Below are 19,623 nucleotides of genomic sequence, written 5' to 3' on the forward strand. Positions count from 1 at the left end.
TCAGTCAGTGCCCGCGAGCAATCCACTCTTCCAGGTGCGGAGCTTCCTCCCCGATGCTCGTCGAATCGCCGTGGCCTGTCCTTACCACGGTGTCGGCCGGGAGCGTCAGTAGGCGGGTTCGGATGGAATCGATGATCGTGGGGAAATCGCTGTAGGAGCGTCCGGTTGCTCCCGGCCCGCCCCGGAACAGGGTGTCGCCGCTGAACAGGGTGCCGGCGTCGGGCAGGTAGAAGCAGACCGAGCCCGGCGAGTGTCCGGGTGTATGAATCGCGTGGAGGGTAACTCCGGCGACGCTGAAGGTGTCGCCGTCGGCGATGGTCGCCCCGGGAGCGGTATTCGGGTACACATCGTCCCAGAGCATACGGTCTTCGGCGTGAAGGTGGATCGGCGCACGTACTCGGTCGAAGAGGTCTCCTACGGCACGGATGTGATCGTCATGGCCATGCGTCAGCAGGATCGCGCGGACCTGGCGTCCGTTGATCTGATCCTCGATGGCGCCGGCGTCATGGGGAGCGTCGATGACAATGCATTCGGAGTCGTCGCCGATGATCCAGACGTTGTTATCCACCTCCCACGTGCCGCCGTCCAGGGAAAATGTGCCGGAGGTGACCAAATGGTCTATACGCGCGCCCATCAGAGTTCCACCACCGAACGCAGCACCACGCCGTCGTGCATTTTGGCGAAGGCGTCCTCCACCTGGTCAAGCGCTATGCGCTCGGTGACGAAAGCGTCCAGGTCCAGATTGCCCTGCCGGTAGTGGCTGACCAGCATGGGGAAGTCGCGTGAGGGAAGGCAGTCGCCGTACCAGGAGGATTTCAGCGCTCCTCCCCGGCCGAAGACGTCCAGCAAGGGAAGTTCGAGCGTCATGTCCGGCGTGGGGACGCCGACCAGTACAACGGTGCCGGCGAGGTCGCGGGCGTAGAACGCCTGCTTGTACGTTTCGGGCCGGCCGACGGCGTCGATCACCACATTGGCGCCGTTACCGTCGGTGAGCCTGCGGATCTCCTCGACCGGATCGGTTTCCTTGGAGTTCACCAGGTCGGTGGCGCCCAGTCCGCGGGCGAGCTCCAGCTTCCAGTTGTCGATGTCCACCGCGATGATCCGGGTTGCGCCGGCCAGCTTCGAGCCGGCGATGGCGGCAATGCCCACACCGCCGCAGCCGATGACGGCTACGGAGTCTCCGCGCCGGACGTTTCCGGTATTGATGGCTGCGCCGATGCCCGCCATGATTCCGCAGCCGAGCAGGCCCACCGCCGCAGCATCAGCATCAGGATCCACCTTGGTGCACTGCCCCGAAGCCACCAGAGTCTTTTCCGCGAATGCGCCGATACCGAGGGCGGGGGAGAGTTCCGTGCCGTCCTCAAGAGTCATCTTCTGCGTGGCGTTGTGGGTGTTGAAACAGTACTGCGGCTCTCCGCGGAGGCAGGCGCGGCATTGACCGCAGACCGCGCGCCAGTTGAGGATGACGCGGTCGCCGGGTTCGACGTTGGTCACGTCGGGACCGACAGCACTGACAACCCCGGTTGCCTCATGACCGAGCAGGAACGGGTAGTCATCGCTGATGCCGCCCTGCTTGTAGTGGAGGTCGGTATGGCACACGCCGCAGGTCAGGATGTCGACAAGTGCCTCACCCGGTCCCGGATCAGGGACACTGATGGTGACGACAGTGGCGGGCGCATCCTTCTCCATTACGACGACGCCCTTGACGCTATGTGCCATTGAGACAGTCCTTATCCTTGGGGGTGGGGGAATGTCTCCACCTTATCGACATTGAAAAAGCAGGACACGCCCCTTATCCGAGCGGATAAGGGGCGTGTCCTGCCAAATGAACGAGGGGTTAGACGGCTACGCGAGCCTTGACCTCGGACGCCGACGGGTTGGTGGCCGTGCTGCCGTCGGGGAAGATGACGGTGGGTACGGTCTGGTTTCCGCCGTTGAGTGAGGCGACCAGTTCCGCGGTACCTTCCACTTCTTCGATGTTGATCTCCTGGTAGCCGATCCCCTGCGCATCAAGCTGCGACTTGAGCCTGCGGCAGTATCCGCACCAGGTGGTGCTGAACATGGTGATGGTGCCGGCAGCGGGTGTGTAATCCACAGTGCTCCTTTTGATGCTTCGCGGCCTCGACGAGCTCGCAATGGGTTCATTTCTGTCGCAGATGTAACGTCCACGCTGCGAGGTCCATTCCCGGGCGGCGCCGTAACCAACGACGCCGGAGAGCAGGCCCTCGCGTAGTCTCGGCGTATGCCAAGCCCCCAGACGCCCGAGCGCCCGAAGTCCGAATCGGTGCACGCCGAACAGCTGAAGGCCGTCCGCATCGCCATCAACGAGGTCGACGAGCAGATGGTCGGCCTTATTTCCCGGCGCGAGCGGCTCGTGCGCAGGGCCGGCTCCCTGAAGGACGACGACGAGTCGGTTCGCGCACCTGCCCGAGTGGAGCAGGTCATCGCGAATGTGCGGAGCTTCGCTGAAAAACTCGACGTGGACCCCACCGTCGTTGAGCGAACCTACCGGTCCATGATCGATGCGTTCATCGAGTTCGAACTGAAGGTCCGCAGGGAGCCGTAGGCGCTGTCCGACAGTCGGCGCGGCCTGCGGTGCGGTTGGTTGGCCGCTCGCGCAACGGATACCATCGGAAGCATCATGGCGGGAGTGTTGGACCTCAGTCTGCCCTCGTCCGCCGGTAGGGTTTGATCGATCAGTATCCAGCCAGTTCACCCTTATCAAGAGGAGACCTTAGTGTCAGCGCCCCCATCAATCACCCTCATCGTCGACGGCGAAGAGCAGCGGGCGACCACCGGCACTACGGGAGCTGACCTCTTCAAGGAGCAGCGCGACGTCGTGGTGGTTCGGGTGGACGGCGAGCTGTGGGATCTGAGCCGCGAGCTCGAGGACGGCGCGCGGGTGGAACCGGTCACCATCGATTCTCCCGATGGGTTGAATGTCCTTCGCCATTCCGCCGCCCATGTGATGGCGCAGGCGGTCCAGCAGCTGCGCCCCGATGCGAAACTGGGCATCGGACCCTACATCACCGACGGCTTCTACTTTGACTTCGACGTCAATGAGCCTTTCACCCCGGACGATCTGAAGCAGCTCGAAAAGTCGATGCTGAAGATCGTGAATGCGAACCAGTTTTTTCAGCGCCGCGTCGCGAGTGAGGACGAGGCACGCGAAGCGATGAAGGATGAGCCCTACAAGCTCGAACTGATCGGACTGAAGGGCGGCAACGGCGATATTACCGACGACGACGGCGCCTCCGTGGAGGTCGGTGCCGGCGAGCTGACCATTTACGACAATGTGGACCGCAAGTCGGGGGACATCGTCTGGAAAGACCTCTGCCGCGGACCGCACCTGCCCAATACCAAGCTGATTTCCAATGCCTATGCCCTCACGCGGTCTGCTGCCGCGTATTGGCGCGGCAGCGAGAAGAACAAGCAGCTGCAGCGCATCTACGGCACAGCCTGGCCAACGAAGGACGATCTCAAGGCTTACCAGGAGCGGCTGGCCGAGGCCGAGCGTCGTGACCACCGCAAGCTGGGCAGTGAGCTGGATCTGTTCTCATTCCCGGACGAGTTGGGCTCAGGCCTTCCCGTCTTCCACCCGCGCGGCGGCATCATCCGCAAGGCGATGGAGGACTACTCGCGCCAGCGGCACGTTGAGGCCGGCTACGAGTTCGTGTACACACCCCACATCACCAAGGGTCACCTGTACGAGGTTTCCGGCCACCTGGACTGGTACCGCGACGGCATGTTCCCGCCCATGCACGTGGACGCAGAGCTCGACGCCGACGGCAAGGTCCGTAAGCCCGGCCAGGACTACTATCTGAAGCCGATGAACTGCCCGATGCACAACCTGATTTTCCGCTCCCGCGGGCGGTCCTACCGCGAGCTGCCGCTGCGGCTGTTCGAGTTCGGTTCTGTTTACCGGTATGAGAAGTCGGGGGTTGTGCACGGACTGACCCGCGTACGCGGCATGACCCAGGATGATGCCCATATCTACTGCACCCGCGAGCAAATGAAGGATGAGCTGACCACAACACTCAACTTCGTCCTCGGGCTGCTCAAGGATTACGGACTGGACGACTTCTATCTGGAACTTTCCACCAAGGATCCCGAGAAGTATGTCGGCGAGGACGAGGCCTGGGAGGAAGCAACCCGGACTCTCGCTGAAGTTGCAGAGGCATCTGGACTGGAACTCGTTCCCGATCCGGGTGGAGCGGCCTTCTACGGCCCGAAAATCTCCGTTCAGGCCCGTGACGCGATCGGCCGCACCTGGCAGATGTCCACCATCCAGTTGGACTTCAACCTGCCCGAGCGCTTCGAGCTTGAGTACCAGGCTGCAGATGGCACGCGCCAGCGGCCGGTCATGATTCACCGTGCACTGTTCGGCTCCATCGAACGGTTCCTCGGTGTGCTGACCGAGCACTACGCGGGTGCATTCCCGGCCTGGCTGGCTCCCGTTCAGGTGCTGGCTATTCCTGTTGCCGACGCGTTCAACGACTACCTGTTCGACGTCGTCGACAAGCTGAAGGCGGAGGGCATCCGGGCGGAGGTCGACATCAGTTCCGACCGCTTCCCGAAGAAGATCCGTACCGCGAGCAAGGAGAAGGTTCCCTTCGTCCTCATCGCCGGAGGGGACGACGCCGACGCCGGCGCGGTTTCCTTCCGCTTCCGGGACGGAAGCCAGGAGAACCAGGTGCCGGTCGACGAAGCCGTGAAGCGGATCGTGGAAGCCGTCCGCAGTCGGGAACAGTAGCAGCGCATGCACGGCCACGCAGGTGCTGATGAACAGAATCGCGACGACGGGGAAGTAACGGACGGCTTCGAGCTGCCGGGAGTTCCCGATGCCTTTCAGCGCCTGTGGACGCCGCATCGGCTCGCGTATATCAAGGGCGGGCAGGGGCAGTTCAACAAGCAGGAGGACTGCCCTTTCTGCGCGGCTCCTGAGCGGTCGGACGAGGAGTCGCTCATCGTTCACCGCGGCGAAAGCGCTTACGTCGTCCTGAACCTCTTCCCGTACAACCCGGGCCACCTGTTGGTGTGTCCGTACCGGCACGTGCCCGACTACACGGACATCACTTCCCAGGAGACGGTCGAGATCGCGCGGCTGACGCAGACCGCCATGCACGCTCTGCGGAGCGTCGCCCGCCCCACCGGCTTCAACCTCGGCATGAACCAGGGCGTCACCGGGGGAGCGGGAATCGCGGCGCACCTGCACCAGCACGTCGTTCCGCGGTGGAGCGGCGACGGCAACTTCTTCCCGATCATCGCCCAGACCAAAGCGATTACCCAGACCCTTGACGAGGTGCGCACGCAGCTCGCGGCCGCTTGGGACGCGGCCGCGGTTGCCTCGACTGATTCCGGGACGAGCCATGCTGAATAAGTACGCGCGGTCATTCTTCACCTCGCTCTTCACGCCGCTGGCTACTCTGCTGCTGAGGTGGAAGGTCTCGCCCGACGCCGTCACCGTCGTCGGGACCGTGGGTGTGGCCGGTGGTGCGCTCATCTTCTACCCACTGGGAGAGCTTTTCTGGGGCACGGTCTTCATCACCCTGTTCGTTTTCTCGGACGTCGTCGACGGGATCATGGCGCGGATCCAGGGCCGTAGCGGGTCCTGGGGCAGCTTCCTCGACTCCACCCTCGACCGCATTGCGGACGGTGCTCTCTTTGCCGGTGTGGCCATCTGGTTCTTTCTCGGCGGCGGTAACAGTGCGATTGCCGTTTCTGCCCTGGCCTGCCTGGTGCTCGGCATGATCGTCTCCTATGCGCGGGCAAAGGCCGAGTCGCTGGGGTTCACCGCGAACGTCGGTATTGCAGAGCGCGCGGAGCGGCTGGTCTCGGTGCTGGTGGTGACAGGCCTGACCGGCCTCGGCCTGCCGGAGGTTGTCCTGCTGGCTGTGCTGGTCCTGCTTGCCCTGGCCAGCATCATCACCATCGTGCAGCGGATCATGACAGTACGGGTGCAGTCCGCCGCTTCCTGAGCGACGGGTGCTGGTCCATGACCCGGCAGCGGCGATGTGGATGTTGTGGAACCGCTTCGACGCTTCGCTGTAAGATCGCAGGACCGCCCCCGGGCGAGCATGTTTCGGGCCAAAGCGGCCATTCAGGGAGGACCTCTTATGGGCTTTGACCAGCAGCACCAGCCGATGAACGCATCGCCGGCTTTCGGCATCATCTCGACAGTAGTCGCGGGCGGCCTGTCTCTCATTGACGCTTCCAAGCTGGATGCACAGCCGCGCCGCGCCGTGCACGCCGTAACAGCAGTCCTGACCGGGTTCTACGTTGCCGCAACGATCGCGGGCAGCAAGAGGGGATCGGTCCCGCTGAAAACGGCGGCCGGGATCGCTGCAACCGGTATCGCACTTCGCTTCGCCGACGCCGGCGACATGATCGAACTGCGCTTTCAGGAGAAGCTGCGCGAGGCCGGGGCAAAGCATCCACGCCGCTGGATGGCAGTGGCGGCAGCAGCAGCCACGTTCGCCGGCTACTTGAGTGACCGAGCCGCCGCCCGGAAGAGCCGGTTCGAGGCTGTGCCCGGCCACCCGGCTGAGCATGAGAGGGCTCTGAACCCTGGGGTTCGAAGCATCGCCGAAGGCATTCTGGGTGCCCGGGACATCTTGGGGGCGCCGGAGCTTCTGGCGCAACTCGCCTCAGCTAGGGAAGTCTATTGGGACAGGGAGTTCACCGCCGCCGCGCACTTCAGGGTTCCAGATGAATTACCCCGCGCCGTACCCCACAACCAGATATTCCCGGTTCGTGCGCAGTTCACCGGGCAGGGCGGCACACTGCTGGAGCTACTGCTGCATATCTATGACGGCAAACTTGACATGTTGACTGTTAATGCAGCGGGCCCGGACGACAGCGATTACCTCGACGGGGTTCTTCAGGGCTGGCCGAATCCCTCCGAGGTCACACACGTGATCGAAGATTCAGGCGGATGGACTGTGCCGATCGACGAGTGACTAACCATCTTCATCGCTGACGGAGCAATGTTCGCGTGCACAACCGCCGTGCGGTTACGTACAGTTGCTGACCGGCGGCCGGAACCTGCCGGCGGGCGTATCATGGATTGTCATCTTTTCTCTACCCGAGGGGCCAATACTGTGTCCACTGTTGAAGAAGCTTCCACCACTGCGCCGGTGACCGGCAGCAGCCGCGTCAAGCGTGGAATGGCGGAAATGCTCAAGGGCGGCGTCATCATGGATGTTGTCACCGCCGAGCAGGCGCGCATCGCCGAGGACGCCGGTGCCGTGGCCGTTATGGCGCTCGAGCGCGTGCCCGCTGACATCCGTGCCCAGGGCGGGGTTTCCCGGATGTCCGATCCGGACATGATCGACAGCATCATCGAAGCCGTTTCCATTCCGGTCATGGCGAAAGCCCGCATCGGTCATTTCGTCGAGGCTCAGGTGCTGCAGTCTCTCGGCGTCGACTACATCGACGAGTCCGAGGTGCTGACTCCGGCCGACTTCACCAACCACATCGACAAGTGGAAGTTCACTGTTCCTTTCGTGTGCGGTGCCACCAACCTCGGTGAGGCGCTGCGCCGCATCAACGAGGGTGCGGCCATGATCCGCTCCAAGGGCGAGGCCGGTACCGGGGATGTCTCCAACGCCACCATGCACATGCGCAAGATCCGTGCCGAGATCGCCCGCCTCAGCTCCATGCCCGAGGATGAGCTGTACGTCGCTGCCAAGGAACTTCAGGCACCGTACGAACTCGTCAAGGAAGTTGCTGCTGCCGGCAAGCTCCCGGTGGTGCTGTTCACCGCCGGCGGCATTGCCACCCCTGCGGACGCCGCAATGATGATGCAGCTCGGCGCTGACGGCGTCTTCGTCGGCTCCGGCATCTTCAAGTCCGGCAACCCGGCTGAGCGTGCCGTGGCAATCGTGAAGGCAACTACCTTCCACGACGATCCCGACATGATCGCCAAAGTCTCCCGCGGCCTCGGTGAGGCAATGGTCGGCATCAACGTGGACGAGATCCCGCAGCCGCACCGCCTCGCTGAGCGCGGCTGGTAGATACCGACGCAGCACCTAAGGGCCGGACGGCTTTCGTCCGGCCCTTCGTCGTCTTCCAGCGAGGGCTAGGCTTGTTGCGTGAATGGGCGCGGGGCGTATAGCGGGCGAGTCTCAATTCTGGCAGTGCTTCTGCTGCTCACCGGCTGCACCGGGACCGGCACGCCTGAAGGCAATGCGCCGGCATCCCGTACCGCATCTCCTCCGCAATCATCGCCCTCGGCGCCCGGCTCGCAGTCGCCGGTGCCCGCCACTTCAGCGCCGGAAGTGTCGGCACCTCCGCCGGCGACGGAAGCGGCGGGCTGTCCGGGTGAACCCTGCACATCGGTTGTGCTCACCGGAGACCTGCTGCTTCACGAAGGACTGTGGGAACAGGCCGCGCTCGACGGCGGCGGCGACCTTGACTTCCGGCCGCTCCTGGCCGCCCAGGAGGAATACGTTGCCCCGGCGGACCTTGCCATCTGCCACCAGGAAACGCCGCTGGCCGAGTCCGGCGGCCCGTTTTCAGGGTTCCCGGCGTTCAACGCCCCTCCACAGATTGCCGACGCCGTCGCGGACCTGGGCTACGACGCCTGCACAACGGCCAGCAATCATACCCTCGACGCCGGCACTGCCGGACTGAACCGCACCCTGGACACCCTGGACAAGGCGGGGCTCGAACACACCGGTTCCTACCGCACACCCGAGGAGGCAGCCGAGCCGCTCATCGTGAACACCGGCGAAGCACGAATCGCAGTGATCACCGGAACCTATGCGCTCAACGGGATCGTGCCCGAGTTCGGCTGGCAGGTGGATCAGCTGGATCCGGCAGCGATGATCGCCAAGGCGGACAAAGCGCGCGGGGCGGGCGCCGACGTCGTACTTGCAGCGGTGCACGCCGGCGACGAGTATGCCGACTATGCCAACGCCCAGCAGCAGGAGGTAGCGCACGCACTCGTGGACAGCGGCCGCTTCGACCTGGTTTACGGCCACCACAGCCATTCGGTGCTGCCCATCGAGAAGTACAACGGCGTCTGGATCGTCTATGGACTCGGGAACACCATCGCCGCCCACCTCACGCCGAATATCCGCAACACCGAGGGACTTCTGGTGGAAGTCTCCTTCGAGCAGAACGACGACGGCGGCTGGCAGGGCGCCGGACTCCGCTGGCTTCCTGCCACCTGGAACGGGCCGGGGCACCGGTGGTGCCCGGTGGCCGCCTTCAATCTCGAGGAGATGGCCGCGTCGAAGACCTCCTGCGTCTCCAGCGCGGAGGACGCAGCGAGCAGACAGCGCAGCAAGGTCACCGTTGAGTCGATGGGTGCCGCAGAGGCCGGTGCCGTCGAGTGGCAGGAGTAACTCGGCTGGAAATCACCCGAGTTGAAGCCACCACGTCTGCCCGCGGCCAATGAGTTCGAATCCCCGGCGGGAGTAGAGCTCATACCCCTCGGGCGTGGCGTTCAACGCCAGTTCCTGCGCCCCCGCAGCCGCTGCCTCCTGGGCCACCGCTGAAAGCAGCGCAGTGCCGAAGCCGCGGCGGCGGAACTGGGGGAGCACCTCCATGTTGAAGATCCCGCCGAGTGCTTTCGCGTCAGTAGCCGCATCGTCGTAGAAGGCATACGCGGCGCCAACGGGAACTTCATCCACGCGTAGGAGTGCATGCCAGGCCTTCGGCGGATCAATGCGGGCAACGGCCAGTTCCGCGGCGAGCGGTCCGGAGTATTCGGGCACGCGCGAGGTGATTGCGGCTCCTGCGCGGCTCAGGCCGGTGAGCGCCTCGACTGGCGCGCTCATCCACCACGGTTGCCAGCCCGGTTCGAAACCGAAGCTGCTCAGCTCCTGTCCTCGGACTGCGCCGTTAAGCCACACGCCCACGGTCCGGGCACCTAGCCGGACGCCCTCAGCCAGGCCTGGGCGCAACCCTGCCGCGGATAACGTGGTGGGAAACATCAGCATGAGCTCACGCCGGGCAGGCAGCCAGATCCAGTCGGATTCGTGCGTGGAGAAGGTCCGGCCGCCGGTTGCCTGTGCCATCGCAGCGAACCAGGCGCGCTGCAGCCGCTGGCAACCGGCGATCGTGGTCATGACTGCTCAGCCAGCCCTCGACGCTCGAGGAGGGGATCGATGCTCGCCGCCCGTCCGCGGAAGGCAGCGAAGGCGTCCAGCGGATCAACGCTGTACCCGCGTGAAAGCAGCTCCTTGCGAAAATGTTCCCCGTTCTCCCGGCTCAGTCCGCCCGACTCCTTGAACCACTCGACGCTGTCCGCGTCCAGCACCTCGCTCCAGATGTAGGCGTAGTAGGCCGCTGAGTAGCCGCCCGCGAAGATGTGTTTAAAGTATCCGGTGCGGTACCGCGGCGGCACGGGCGCGTAGTCCACGCCGGCGTCGTGCAGTGCCTGCTTCTCAAAGGCGAGGGGGTCCTCCACCGTGGTGCCCGGCGGAAGCTCGTGCCATGCGAGGTCGAGCAGGGCAGCACCTAGGTATTCGGTGGTGGCGAAACCCTCGCCCCACTGCCTGGCAGCAACGAGCTTGTCGATCATTTCCTGGGGGAGCGGCTCACCCGTCTGGTGATGGCGCGCATAATTGTTCACCACTTCCGGCCAGAGCATCCACATCTCATTGACCTGAGAGGGGTATTCCACGAAGTCCCGCGGCACGCTCGTTCCGGAAAACAACGGATACGTGACATCCGAGAAAAGCCCATGGAGTGCGTGCCCGAACTCGTGGAACGTGGTCCGCACCTCGTCAAAGGTCAGCAGTGTGGGTTCACCTGCGGGTGGCCTGGACACGTTCAGGTTGTTGACGACGACAGCCCGGGTTCCGGCAAGCCGGGACTGCTCCACGAACGAGTTCATCCACGCGCCGCCGTTCTTGGTGTCGCGGGTGTAGTAGTCGCCGAGGAAGAGTCCCAGCTCGGACCCGTCCTCCTCCCGGACCTCCCAGATCCGCACCTCGGGGTGGTATCCCTGAAGATCGTCCCGTTCATGGAACGTGAGCCCGTACAGTTTGTTCGCCGCGAAGAAGACGCCGTCGTTGAGCACCCGGTCGAGTTCGAAGTAGGGGCGCAGCGCGGCGAGGTCAACGTCGTACCGTTCGGACCGCACTTTTTCGGAGTAGAACGACCAGTCCCAGGCCTCGATCGGGTGACCTGCCACTTCCTCGAGCTGCTCAGCTTCCGCGCGCGCGTTCCGGACAGCCGGCTGCGCGAGGCGGCCGAGCATTTCGTGGATGGCATCCAGCGACGGTGCGGTCTGGTCATCCGTGGCAAGCGCGGCGTGGTTGGTGAAGCCGAGGAGAGCGGCGCGCTCGGCGCGCAGCGCTGCCATCTCCGCGGCAACGCCGATGGTGTTGTCCGCGTTGTCGCGGGATCCGCGATTGACCGACGCTTCGTGCAGGCGGCGGCGGGTTTCCCGGTTGCTCAGGGACTCCAGTGCAGGTTGTGACGTCGGCAGGATCAGCGTCAGGAGGAACTTGCCCTGGTGACCGGCGGCTTGGGCGGCGTCTGCAGCAGAGGCGATGTCGTCTGCGGACAATCCGTCGAGCTCGGACGCGTCGTCGACAAGCAGCGCCGAGCTATTCGTGTCACGGAGCAGCCGCTGTCCGAACTCCGTGCTGAGCCGGGAGAGCTCGCCGTTCAGCTCCCGCAGGCGCTGTTGCGCAGCGTCGTCGAGCTGGGCCCCGGCGCGCACGAAGCGCTGCCGGTACTCGTCGGCCAGACGTGCGGACTCAGCGTCGAGACCGGACATCTCGACCACATTCACGCGCTCGAACAGCGCGGCGTTGAGGTAGATGTTGTCCTCGTGCGCGGCAAGGCGCGGGGCGATCTCTGTCTCTACCGCCTGGATTCCCTCGGTGGAGTGTGCAGACGAATTGTTGAAGAACACCAGCGCGACGCGGCGAAGCGCCTGACCGGCGCGTTCCAACGCCACGATGGTGTTGTCGAACGCTGCCGGTGCCGGCCCGGCAACGATCGCGTCGATGTCAGCGAGGTGCTCCCGAATGCCGGTTTCAAACGCCGGCAGGAAGTCCTCCTCTCGGATCTGCGCGAAAGGGGGCAACTGGTACGGCAGCGTGCTCGGATTCTGAAAAGGGTTGCTCATGGAAACCAACCTTGGCATAACCAGCGGCGCCCCTCCAGCAGGCAATCCCGATTTCATCCCGTGTTCGCCTGGCAGGTTCACCTTCGCACGTCTGCCTTCCTGCGCACCTATCATTGGAAGTCATCACCAAGGGAGGTCGTTGTGTCGGGACAGACGCGAAATCGACGCACGTGGGCAGCGCTGGGACTGGCCCTCACGCTTGCCTGCTCCGGCTGCATGGGAACAGGGGAGGGCCGGACCACCCAGGGCTCAGAACCGACGACGACGGCGCCCGCTGCCTCCTCTGCGCCCGCCGCCACCCAGACGCCTGAGGCGACCCCTGAGCCAACTGCCGAGCCGACCCCTGGCAAGGGACCTGACTGCCCCACGGACCGTTGCTTCTCCTTCATGGCCTCCGGTGATCTTCTGGTGCACCCACAGCTATGGGGCCAGGCCGCCGTCGATGCGCAGCAGACCGGCAACGGCACTCTTGATTTCGAGCCGCTCCTGGCAGGGCAGCGCCCCTACATCGAGGCGAGCGATCTTGCGGTGTGCCAAATGGAGACGCCGGTCGCCACACCGGAAGGGCCGTTCAGCGGCTACCCGCAGTTCAACGTCCCGCCGCAGATCCTTGATGCTGCCAAAGCAGTCGGGTACCGGGCGTGCACCACGGCAAGCAACCACACCATCGACGCCGGCACTGAGGGGCTGGTGCGCACCCTCGATACGCTGGATCGGCTCGGTCTGGAGCACACCGGCTCCTACCGCACTGAAGCGGATTCCCAGGAGCTGATGATCCTCGAAACGCCGGCCGCGAAGATCGCAGTCATCGAGGCTACCTACGGTCTGAACGGCCTGATTCCGGAATTCCCCTGGCAGGTGGACATGCTCGACGCGCCCACCATGATCGCAAAGGCGGAGAGGGCGCGTGAGGAGGGCGCCGACGTCGTTATCGCGGCCATTCACGCAGGAGATGAGTACGCCTCACTGCCCAACCAGCAGCAGATCGACCTCGCCCACGCGCTGGCGGACAGCGGCGCCGTCGACTTCATATACGGGCATCACACGCACTCGGTGCTGCCCATCGAGTACTACAACGACACCTGGATTGTGTACGGGCTTGGCAATGGAGTGACCGAGCTGTCACCGGTGTATGACGTCAACAATGAGGGCCTCACCATCCGGGCGCAGTTCGCGGCAGACGAATCAGGTCAGTGGACGGTCAGCGATCTGGCCTGGGTGCCGTCGGTGATAGTCCGTGACCCCTACCGCTGGTGCTCGCTGGCTCCCGACCAGGAGCCGGGCTCCTGCTCAACCCCCGAGCATGAGGCAGCAGTCAAGGCACGCACGCTGGCGACGGTGGAAACTTTTGGAGCGTCCGACGACGGTGCGCACCAGTGGCTGGTGTCGGAGGAAGACTGACGAAGCCGAACGTACCTAGCGCGGCCGGGTTGCAGCGTGCCGGCGGGCGAGGTCGGCAAGGCTGTCATCCACGTTTCCCGGTTCGAATGAGCCGTACTTCCGGGTTACGGCGTGTCGGATCAGGAAGTCGGCGATGGCCGGGTTTTTCGGCAGCAGTGAGCCATGGAGATAGCTGGCGACAATGTTGAGATGCCGGGCGCCTTCATGGTCCTCCTTCGAGTTGTTCCCCTCGCCCTTGGTCACGGTGGCAAGCGGACGGATACCCGGACCGAGGTAGGTCTGGCCGCTGTGGTTCTCGTAACCGTGGATGTCGCCGAATTCTTCGCTGCGTCCCACCACATTGCCGATTAGCCGTTCACTGCCGCCATGGGTTTCTATGTCCAGGATGCTGATTCCCGGAATGATGGTGCCGTCGTGGGTCTTGAAGAAGTTCCCGAAGAGTTGGTACAGGCCACAGATCGCAAGCATCGGGGTGCCGTCCTCGGCCAGTGCGCGAAGGTGCGCTGCGTTGGCCTGCAAGTCCTGTTGAATGACCACCTGTCCGCTGTCCTGACCGCCGCCGCCGATCAGGATGTCAACGTCCTTCTCGAACGCGTCGCCGGCATTGTGTTCGAGAATGACCGCGTCATACCCGTGCCAGGCCAGGCGCTGCTTGAGCACCAGTACGTTGCCCCAGTCGCCATAGATGTTCATGTCCCGCGGGTAAAGCTGCAGGATCCGCAGCGTGCCCTTCTTTGCCGGCGTGCCGGTCTGGGTGCCGGAAGTCATGAAACCACCTTCACATCGGTAATTCTGGAAAGATCCCTGCGGATGGCGAGCATCGCCGTGTAGGTGCAGAAGATTCGTTTCGGTTGACCCTTCGCGCTGCGAATAAAGGTGCGCAGCGCGGAACCGGTGTCGGGATCGATGTCCTGGATCGCGACGTCGTCGTACTGCAGGCGCAGTGCCATGTCATACGCACGGACGCCGCTGACCATGTCCACCCCGCTGGTTCTGAGGCTGTCGAAATCGACGTCCCAGAGCCAGGACATGTCTCTGCCGTCCGCGTAGTTGTCATTGATGGCGATCATGGTCGCGTAGCCCGCAGCGTCGAAGGACTTCAACCCAAGCCGGAAGCCGCTTGGATTCTTCACGAGGACAAGCTCCAGGGGCTGGCCGTCCACCACCAGGGACTCGCCGCGTCCGAAGGCTGGCTCAACCGCTGCGAGCGAGCGCAGCATCGTCTCGCGGTTGGCATCTCCAGCCAGGACAGTTCGCGCCATCGCCAGCGCCGCGGCGGCGTTGAAAATGTTGTAGACGCCGCGGAGGCTCAGATCGACTGTGCTTTCCTCGCCGTCCATTCGGAAAGTAGCGGTGTTGGATTCCACCGCGACAAGCACGACGTCGGCAGGCAGGGAAGAGGCGGGGGCTGTTCCGGTGGCGCCGCGAAGGTCGTCATCGCTGGGGAACGTGTCCCTGAGCGACTCGTTCAGCCCGAAGTACGCCACGGAGGCTTCGCGGACGGACGACGCGATCGAGGCGACACGCGGATCTTCCCGGTTGAGCACGACGGTGCCGGTGGTCTTCACAGCGATCTGTTCGAGCAGTCGGGTGGTCTTGTCGATTTCGCCGAATCGGTCGAGCTGATCCCGCAGGACATTGAGCAGCAGGCAGTGGGTTGGTGGAACCAGCTTCACGAAGTGGACGGCATGCGCTTCGTCCAGTTCCAGGACGGCCACATCGGCGTCCAGCCGTCCGCGCCAGTCCACTTCGCCGAGCAGCGCCGCTGCGACACCGCGCGTAAAATTGCTTCCGGTCCGGTTGGTGAAGACCTTCAGGCCCTGGCCCTCAAGGAGTTCAACCACCATTTTGGTGGTCGTGGTCTTCCCATTCGTGCCGCTGACGACGATGACGCCCCTGGGAAGGTTCCGCAGCGCACGTGCCATGAAGCCGGGATCAATGCGTTCAACCACCAGTCCGGGGAACGCCGAACCACCACCGCGCAGGCGCGAGAGTGCCCGAACTGTTTTGCCTAGGGGCACGCTCAAGCTAGACAGACCAGACATGGTGTCTAACTTATCGCGCTTTTCGGCCCGATTCGGCAGGAAGGGGCAGCGCCAAACTAGAATGGGCCGGTGACTTCCACCATTGACTCAGCGGGCTCGGCACTGCGCGTTGGCGTCCTGGCAGTGCAGGGCGACGTCCGTGAGCATATCCGGGTGATCGAATCCCTCGGCGGAGAAGCCGTACCCATCCGCCGTCCGAGCGAGCTGGAGCTTGTTGAAGGCCTCATCATTCCGGGCGGCGAGTCAACCACCATGGACAAACTCACCCGTGCGTTCGATCTTGCCGAACCGGTGCGGCAGCTTATCCGGGACGGGTTCCCGGTGTACGGGTCCTGTGCGGGAATGATCATGCTGGCGGACACCATTGCCGACCCCTCGCTGGACCTTAGGGGCGACCCGCAGCAGACGCTTGGCGGGCTGGACATCGTGGTTCGACGCAACGCCTTCGGCAGGCAACGCGAGTCCTTTGAGACGGACCTGGCGTTTACGGAGCTGCCCGGCGACGGCGCGCCGGTCCACGCAGTGTTCATCCGGGCTCCCTGGGTGGAGAAGGTCGGTGAGTCAGTGGAGATTCTGGCGCAGGTTGATGCGCCCGAGACGCCGCCCGCCGAGCACGGGGCGGTGGGATACCCCAGCAAGGGCCAGGAGCAGCCGGTCGCTAGAATTGTTGCAGTTCGCTCAGGGAACCTGCTTGCCACGAGCTTCCACCCGGAAGTGACGGGCGAGCACCGCATCCATGAGCTTTTCCTATCGTTGATTGCACAAAGAAGGGCAGAGCATGTCGGGGCACTCTAAATGGGCTACCACCAAACACAAGAAGGCCGTGATTGACGCCAAGCGCGCCAAGTCCTTCGCCAAGCTGATCAAGAATATCGAGGTGGCCGCCCGCGCCGGCGGCGCCGACATGGCGGGCAATCCGGCCCTCGAGCTCGCCGTACAGAAGGCCAAAAAGACATCCGTTCCCATCGACAACATCAACCGCGCGGTCAAGCGCGGCGCCGGACTCACCGGCGAGGTCGTCGATTACTCGGAGATCATCTATGAAGCACGTGGCCCGCAGGGATCGGCCCTGCTGATCGAGTGTCTCACTGACAACAAGAACCGTGCGGCCTCCGAGGTCCGGGTCGCGATCACCCGGAATGGTGGATCTATCGCCGATCCCGGTTCGGTCGCCTACCTGTTCGCGCGCAAGGGCGTGGTCTCGCTGCCGAAGAAGGACCTGTCCGAAGACGATGTGCTGATGGCTGTCCTGGACGCGGGTGCCGAAGAGGTGAAGGAGTCCAGCGACGCATTCGACGTCCACTCCGAACCCTCCGACCTGCGCGCCGTCGTCGCGGCTCTCGAGGACTCCGGTATCGAGTACGAGACCGACGAGGTTGAGTTTGTTCCATCCATGCAGGTGGAACTCGAGGCCGACGCCGCACGCAAGTTCCTCAAGTTGGTGGACGCTCTCGAAGAGCTTGATGACGTGCAGAACGTGTACTCGAATGCGGACCTCAGCGAGGACGTTCTGGCCCAGTTGGAGAGCGACGATTAGTTCGACTGCTGTGCAGCCGGGCGGACACCGGTGACACTGCGCGTCATGGGTGTCGATCCCGGGCTCACTCGCTGTGGACTGGCAGTGGTCGACGTCGAGCCGAACCGGCGCGCCACGCTGGTGGCGGTCGGTGTGGTTGGCACGCCGGCTGACTACAGCCTCGATCGCCGGCTGCTGATGATCGCGGAGTCGGTGGACACCTGGCTCGACACACATGCACCGGCGGTTCTCGCCGTCGAACGCGTCTTCAGCCAACTCAACGTGAGCACGGTCATGGGTACGGCTCAGGCTTCGGGGGTGGTGATTGCTGCGGCGGCGCGCCGCGGAATACCGGTTGCCCTGCACACGCCGACGGAGGTCAAGGCAGCCGTCACCGGCAACGGCCAGTCCGACAAGGCGGCAGTCACCAAGATGGTCACGAAGATCCTCCGTCTCGCGGTTGCACCCACCCCGGCCGACGCAGCGGATGCACTCGCTCTTGCCATCACGCACGCGTGGCGAACCGGATCTTCGGCTTCCGTTCGCAGCCAGGGCGGGTCCGGCCACACCGCAGCCCAACGGTTGTGGGCCGAGGCGGAAGCGAAAGCACGACGACGGCGGTGAGACACCGAACCAGAGGATGCCTCGGCTGAGCCGGTACACCGGTGTGGCAACACCGCATAGCCGATGCATCCCAGTACGCTGATTCGTAGGTATGTTCGGTGATATTCAATTCAACCCCCAGCACCTGGAGGCCACGCATGATCAGTTCTCTGACCGGGACGGTAAGCCACGTCGGCCTGCACTCGGCCGTCCTCGACGTCAGTGGGTTCGGAATGCAGGTTCAGGCCACACCCCAGACCCTCTCCACCCTCCGTCCCGGCGATCAGGCCCGGGTCTTCACCGCGATGATCGTACGTGAGGACTCCATGACATTGTTCGGATTTGTCGACGCCGAGGAGCGGGAGGTCTTCGAAACCCTGATCGGTGTCAGCGGTGTGGGCCCGCGGCTGGCGCTTGCGGTGCTGGCCGTGCACGCGCCCGCAGCCATCCGCAGAGCTGCATCATCGGGTGATGACAAGGCGTTCAGCAAGGTGCCCGGCATCGGTCCAAAGGGCGCGCGGCGCATCGTGCTTGAACTCGCTGACAAGCTCGTTCCGCTGGAGTCAGACGCACCGGCAACGGCTGCAGCAGCCTGGCAGCCCCAGGTCCTTGCGGCGATGATGGGCTTGGGTTGGTCGGAAAAGGATGCGGGTTCCGCCATTGATTCCGCGGTGAAAGAGTCTCCTGAAATAGCCGCATCCGGGAACGTAGGTTCCATCCTGAAGCTCACCCTGCGCAGGCTGGGCCAGGATGGGGCACGCAGCTCGGCGAGGGCTTCGGCGAACTGATGACAGATCAGGAACAGCCGCTCGTCTCGCCCGCCGGAGATCCGGAGGACCGGGCAGTCGAGGCAGCTCTGCGGCCGAAAAACCTCGATGACTTCGTGGGTCAGGCGAGAGTGCGACGTCAGCTGTCCCTTGTCCTCGAAGCTTCCCGGATGCGCGGACGCAGCGCCGACCACGTACTCCTGTCCGGGCCGCCCGGTCTCGGCAAGACCACCCTCGCGATGATCATTGCGGCCGAAATGAATGCGCCTCTGCGCATCAGTTCCGGACCGGCAATCCAGCACGCCGGAGACCTCGCCGCTATTCTGTCCTCGCTGACCGAGGGGGAGGTTCTCTTCCTCGACGAGATCCACCGCATGTCCCGCCCCGCCGAAGAAATGCTGTACATGGCGATGGAGGACTTCCGGGTGGACATCATCGTCGGCAAGGGCCCCGGTGCAACAGCGATTCCGCTTGACCTTCCGCCGTTCACGCTGGTCGGTGCCACTACCCGCGCCGGCCTGCTGCCTGGGCCGCTCCGTGACCGGTTCGGCTTCACCGGCCATCTCGAGTTCTACTCCACGGCGGAGCTTGAACTCGTCCTCCGGCGCTCAGCCATGATGATGGACATGCGGGTGAACTCCGCTGCCTTCGCTGAAGTGGCCGGGCGCTCCCGCGGCACGCCCAGAATCGCCAACCGGCTGCTCCGACGCGTTCGCGACTGGGCGCTCGTGCACAACGTTGACGTCATCGACGCCCGCTGTGCCGGTGCGGCGCTGGACATGTACGAGGTTGATGCCAAGGGACTCGACCGCCTCGACAGGTCTGTGCTGACCGCCTTGGTGACGAAGTTCAACGGAGGGCCGGTGGGGCTTTCCACTCTGGCCATTGCGGTGGGGGAAGAACCGGAGACGGTTGAAACAGTTGCCGAGCCGTATCTTGTGCGTGAGGGAATGCTCGGCAGAACCCCCCGCGGAAGGATCGCCACCGCGGCTGCCTGGGAGCACCTCGGGCTTGTCATGCCTGCCACTGTGGCCGCAGCCATGCCGGAAGACCTCTTTTCGGTGTACGAGGAGGATTCCCCGTCTGCCGGGCAGAGTTCGTTCGAAAGTGAAGCGGAATGGAGCCGCAACGAGGGCTAGTGCGTAAGTTGCGCTCCAGCCCCCTTAGACTGTTATGACGTGTGGCACACCGCACGCAGTT

The 19,623-nt window shown here is 64.1% G+C and carries 20 protein-coding genes; 13 read left to right on the forward strand and 7 right to left on the reverse strand.

Features of this window, described 5'->3' with window-relative positions; all coding sequences use genetic code 11:
• Positions 1-4: 4 nt before the first annotated feature.
• The 3 genes from Q0877_RS00805 to Q0877_RS00815 all read right to left on the reverse strand — a co-directional run bounded on the left by Q0877_RS00805 (position 5) and on the right by Q0877_RS00815 (position 2,095).
• Positions 5-634: an MBL fold metallo-hydrolase gene (locus tag Q0877_RS00805; RefSeq protein ID WP_299165098.1), complete on the reverse strand. Its 630-nt coding sequence runs from the start codon at positions 632-634 to the stop codon at positions 5-7.
• The gene (locus Q0877_RS00810) at positions 634-1,719 is read right to left on the reverse strand and encodes an S-(hydroxymethyl)mycothiol dehydrogenase (protein WP_299165100.1); all 1,086 of its coding nucleotides are present in this window, start codon (positions 1,717-1,719) and stop codon (positions 634-636) included. The genes Q0877_RS00805 and Q0877_RS00810 overlap by 1 nt, the downstream gene beginning before the upstream one ends.
• A 118-nt stretch (positions 1,720-1,837) precedes the next feature.
• Positions 1,838-2,095 carry a mycoredoxin gene (locus tag Q0877_RS00815; RefSeq protein ID WP_299165102.1) on the reverse strand — a complete coding sequence of 86 codons (258 nt, stop codon included), beginning with the start codon at positions 2,093-2,095 and terminating at the stop codon, positions 1,838-1,840.
• Positions 2,096-2,242: 147 nt separating this feature from the next.
• Here Q0877_RS00815 and Q0877_RS00820 point away from each other — a divergent pair, with 147 nt between their 5' ends.
• From Q0877_RS00820 to Q0877_RS00850, 7 genes are all read left to right on the forward strand, one after another.
• Positions 2,243-2,566, forward strand: coding sequence for a chorismate mutase (locus Q0877_RS00820; RefSeq protein ID WP_299165104.1), 324 nt, complete (start codon positions 2,243-2,245; stop codon positions 2,564-2,566).
• Positions 2,567-2,737: 171 nt separating this feature from the next.
• Positions 2,738-4,753, forward strand: a complete 2,016-nt coding sequence (thrS, locus tag Q0877_RS00825) for a threonine--tRNA ligase (RefSeq protein ID WP_299165106.1) — start codon at positions 2,738-2,740, stop codon at positions 4,751-4,753.
• 6 nt (positions 4,754-4,759) lie between these two features.
• Complete coding sequence (locus tag Q0877_RS00830; RefSeq protein ID WP_299165107.1) at positions 4,760-5,380, forward strand: HIT domain-containing protein; 621 nt, start codon at positions 4,760-4,762, stop codon at positions 5,378-5,380.
• Complete coding sequence (gene pgsA, locus Q0877_RS00835; RefSeq protein ID WP_299165108.1) at positions 5,370-5,978, forward strand: phosphatidylinositol phosphate synthase; 609 nt, start codon at positions 5,370-5,372, stop codon at positions 5,976-5,978. The genes Q0877_RS00830 and pgsA overlap by 11 nt, the downstream gene beginning before the upstream one ends.
• A 138-nt stretch (positions 5,979-6,116) precedes the next feature.
• A complete protein-coding gene (locus Q0877_RS00840; protein ID WP_299165109.1) occupies positions 6,117-6,959 on the forward strand; it encodes a hypothetical protein in 843 nt (280 codons plus the stop codon).
• 141 nt (positions 6,960-7,100) lie between these two features.
• Positions 7,101-8,015: a pyridoxal 5'-phosphate synthase lyase subunit PdxS gene (pdxS, locus tag Q0877_RS00845; RefSeq protein ID WP_299165110.1), complete on the forward strand. Its 915-nt coding sequence runs from the start codon at positions 7,101-7,103 to the stop codon at positions 8,013-8,015.
• A gap of 123 nt (positions 8,016-8,138) precedes the next feature.
• Complete coding sequence (locus tag Q0877_RS00850) at positions 8,139-9,350, forward strand: CapA family protein (RefSeq protein WP_299165111.1); 1,212 nt, start codon at positions 8,139-8,141, stop codon at positions 9,348-9,350.
• A gap of 12 nt (positions 9,351-9,362) precedes the next feature.
• Here Q0877_RS00850 and Q0877_RS00855 read toward each other — a convergent pair whose 3' ends face one another.
• Both Q0877_RS00855 and Q0877_RS00860 read right to left on the reverse strand, forming a co-directional pair.
• The gene (locus Q0877_RS00855) at positions 9,363-10,076 is read right to left on the reverse strand and encodes a GNAT family N-acetyltransferase (RefSeq protein WP_299165112.1); all 714 of its coding nucleotides are present in this window, start codon (positions 10,074-10,076) and stop codon (positions 9,363-9,365) included.
• The gene (locus Q0877_RS00860) at positions 10,073-12,091 is read right to left on the reverse strand and encodes a M3 family metallopeptidase (RefSeq protein WP_299165113.1); all 2,019 of its coding nucleotides are present in this window, start codon (positions 12,089-12,091) and stop codon (positions 10,073-10,075) included. Before Q0877_RS00860 ends, Q0877_RS00855 begins: the two co-directional genes overlap by 4 nt.
• Positions 12,092-12,232: 141 nt before the next feature.
• On the opposite strand from Q0877_RS00860, the gene Q0877_RS00865 reads away from it, so the two are divergent.
• On the forward strand, positions 12,233-13,492 hold the full coding sequence (locus Q0877_RS00865) for a CapA family protein (RefSeq protein WP_299165114.1): 1,260 nt from the start codon (positions 12,233-12,235) through the stop codon (positions 13,490-13,492).
• 15 nt (positions 13,493-13,507) lie between these two features.
• Here the strand turns inward: Q0877_RS00865 and Q0877_RS00870 are convergent, their stop codons facing one another.
• Positions 13,508-14,260 carry a type 1 glutamine amidotransferase gene (locus Q0877_RS00870; RefSeq protein ID WP_299165115.1) on the reverse strand — a complete coding sequence of 251 codons (753 nt, stop codon included), beginning with the start codon at positions 14,258-14,260 and terminating at the stop codon, positions 13,508-13,510.
• Positions 14,257-15,528 carry a Mur ligase family protein gene (locus Q0877_RS00875; protein WP_299165256.1) on the reverse strand — a complete coding sequence of 424 codons (1,272 nt, stop codon included), beginning with the start codon at positions 15,526-15,528 and terminating at the stop codon, positions 14,257-14,259. The genes Q0877_RS00870 and Q0877_RS00875 overlap by 4 nt, the downstream gene beginning before the upstream one ends.
• 78 nt (positions 15,529-15,606) lie before the next feature.
• Here Q0877_RS00875 and pdxT point away from each other — a divergent pair, with 78 nt between their 5' ends.
• The 5 genes from pdxT to ruvB all read left to right on the forward strand — a co-directional run bounded on the left by pdxT (position 15,607) and on the right by ruvB (position 19,562).
• A complete protein-coding gene (pdxT, locus tag Q0877_RS00880) occupies positions 15,607-16,332 on the forward strand; it encodes a pyridoxal 5'-phosphate synthase glutaminase subunit PdxT (RefSeq protein WP_299165116.1) in 726 nt (241 codons plus the stop codon).
• A complete protein-coding gene (locus Q0877_RS00885) occupies positions 16,316-17,074 on the forward strand; it encodes a YebC/PmpR family DNA-binding transcriptional regulator (RefSeq protein ID WP_299165117.1) in 759 nt (252 codons plus the stop codon). Before pdxT ends, Q0877_RS00885 begins: the two co-directional genes overlap by 17 nt.
• Positions 17,075-17,104: 30 nt before the next feature.
• Complete coding sequence (gene ruvC, locus Q0877_RS00890; protein ID WP_299165118.1) at positions 17,105-17,677, forward strand: crossover junction endodeoxyribonuclease RuvC; 573 nt, start codon at positions 17,105-17,107, stop codon at positions 17,675-17,677.
• Positions 17,678-17,814: 137 nt separating this feature from the next.
• Complete coding sequence (ruvA, locus tag Q0877_RS00895) at positions 17,815-18,444, forward strand: Holliday junction branch migration protein RuvA (RefSeq protein WP_299165119.1); 630 nt, start codon at positions 17,815-17,817, stop codon at positions 18,442-18,444.
• On the forward strand, positions 18,444-19,562 hold the full coding sequence (gene ruvB, locus Q0877_RS00900) for a Holliday junction branch migration DNA helicase RuvB (RefSeq protein WP_299165120.1): 1,119 nt from the start codon (positions 18,444-18,446) through the stop codon (positions 19,560-19,562). Before ruvA ends, ruvB begins: the two co-directional genes overlap by 1 nt.
• Positions 19,563-19,623: the final 61 nt, after the last annotated feature.

Source organism: uncultured Arthrobacter sp. (assembly GCF_947495145.1).
Taxonomy (GTDB): Bacteria; Actinomycetota; Actinomycetes; order Actinomycetales; family Micrococcaceae; genus Arthrobacter_D.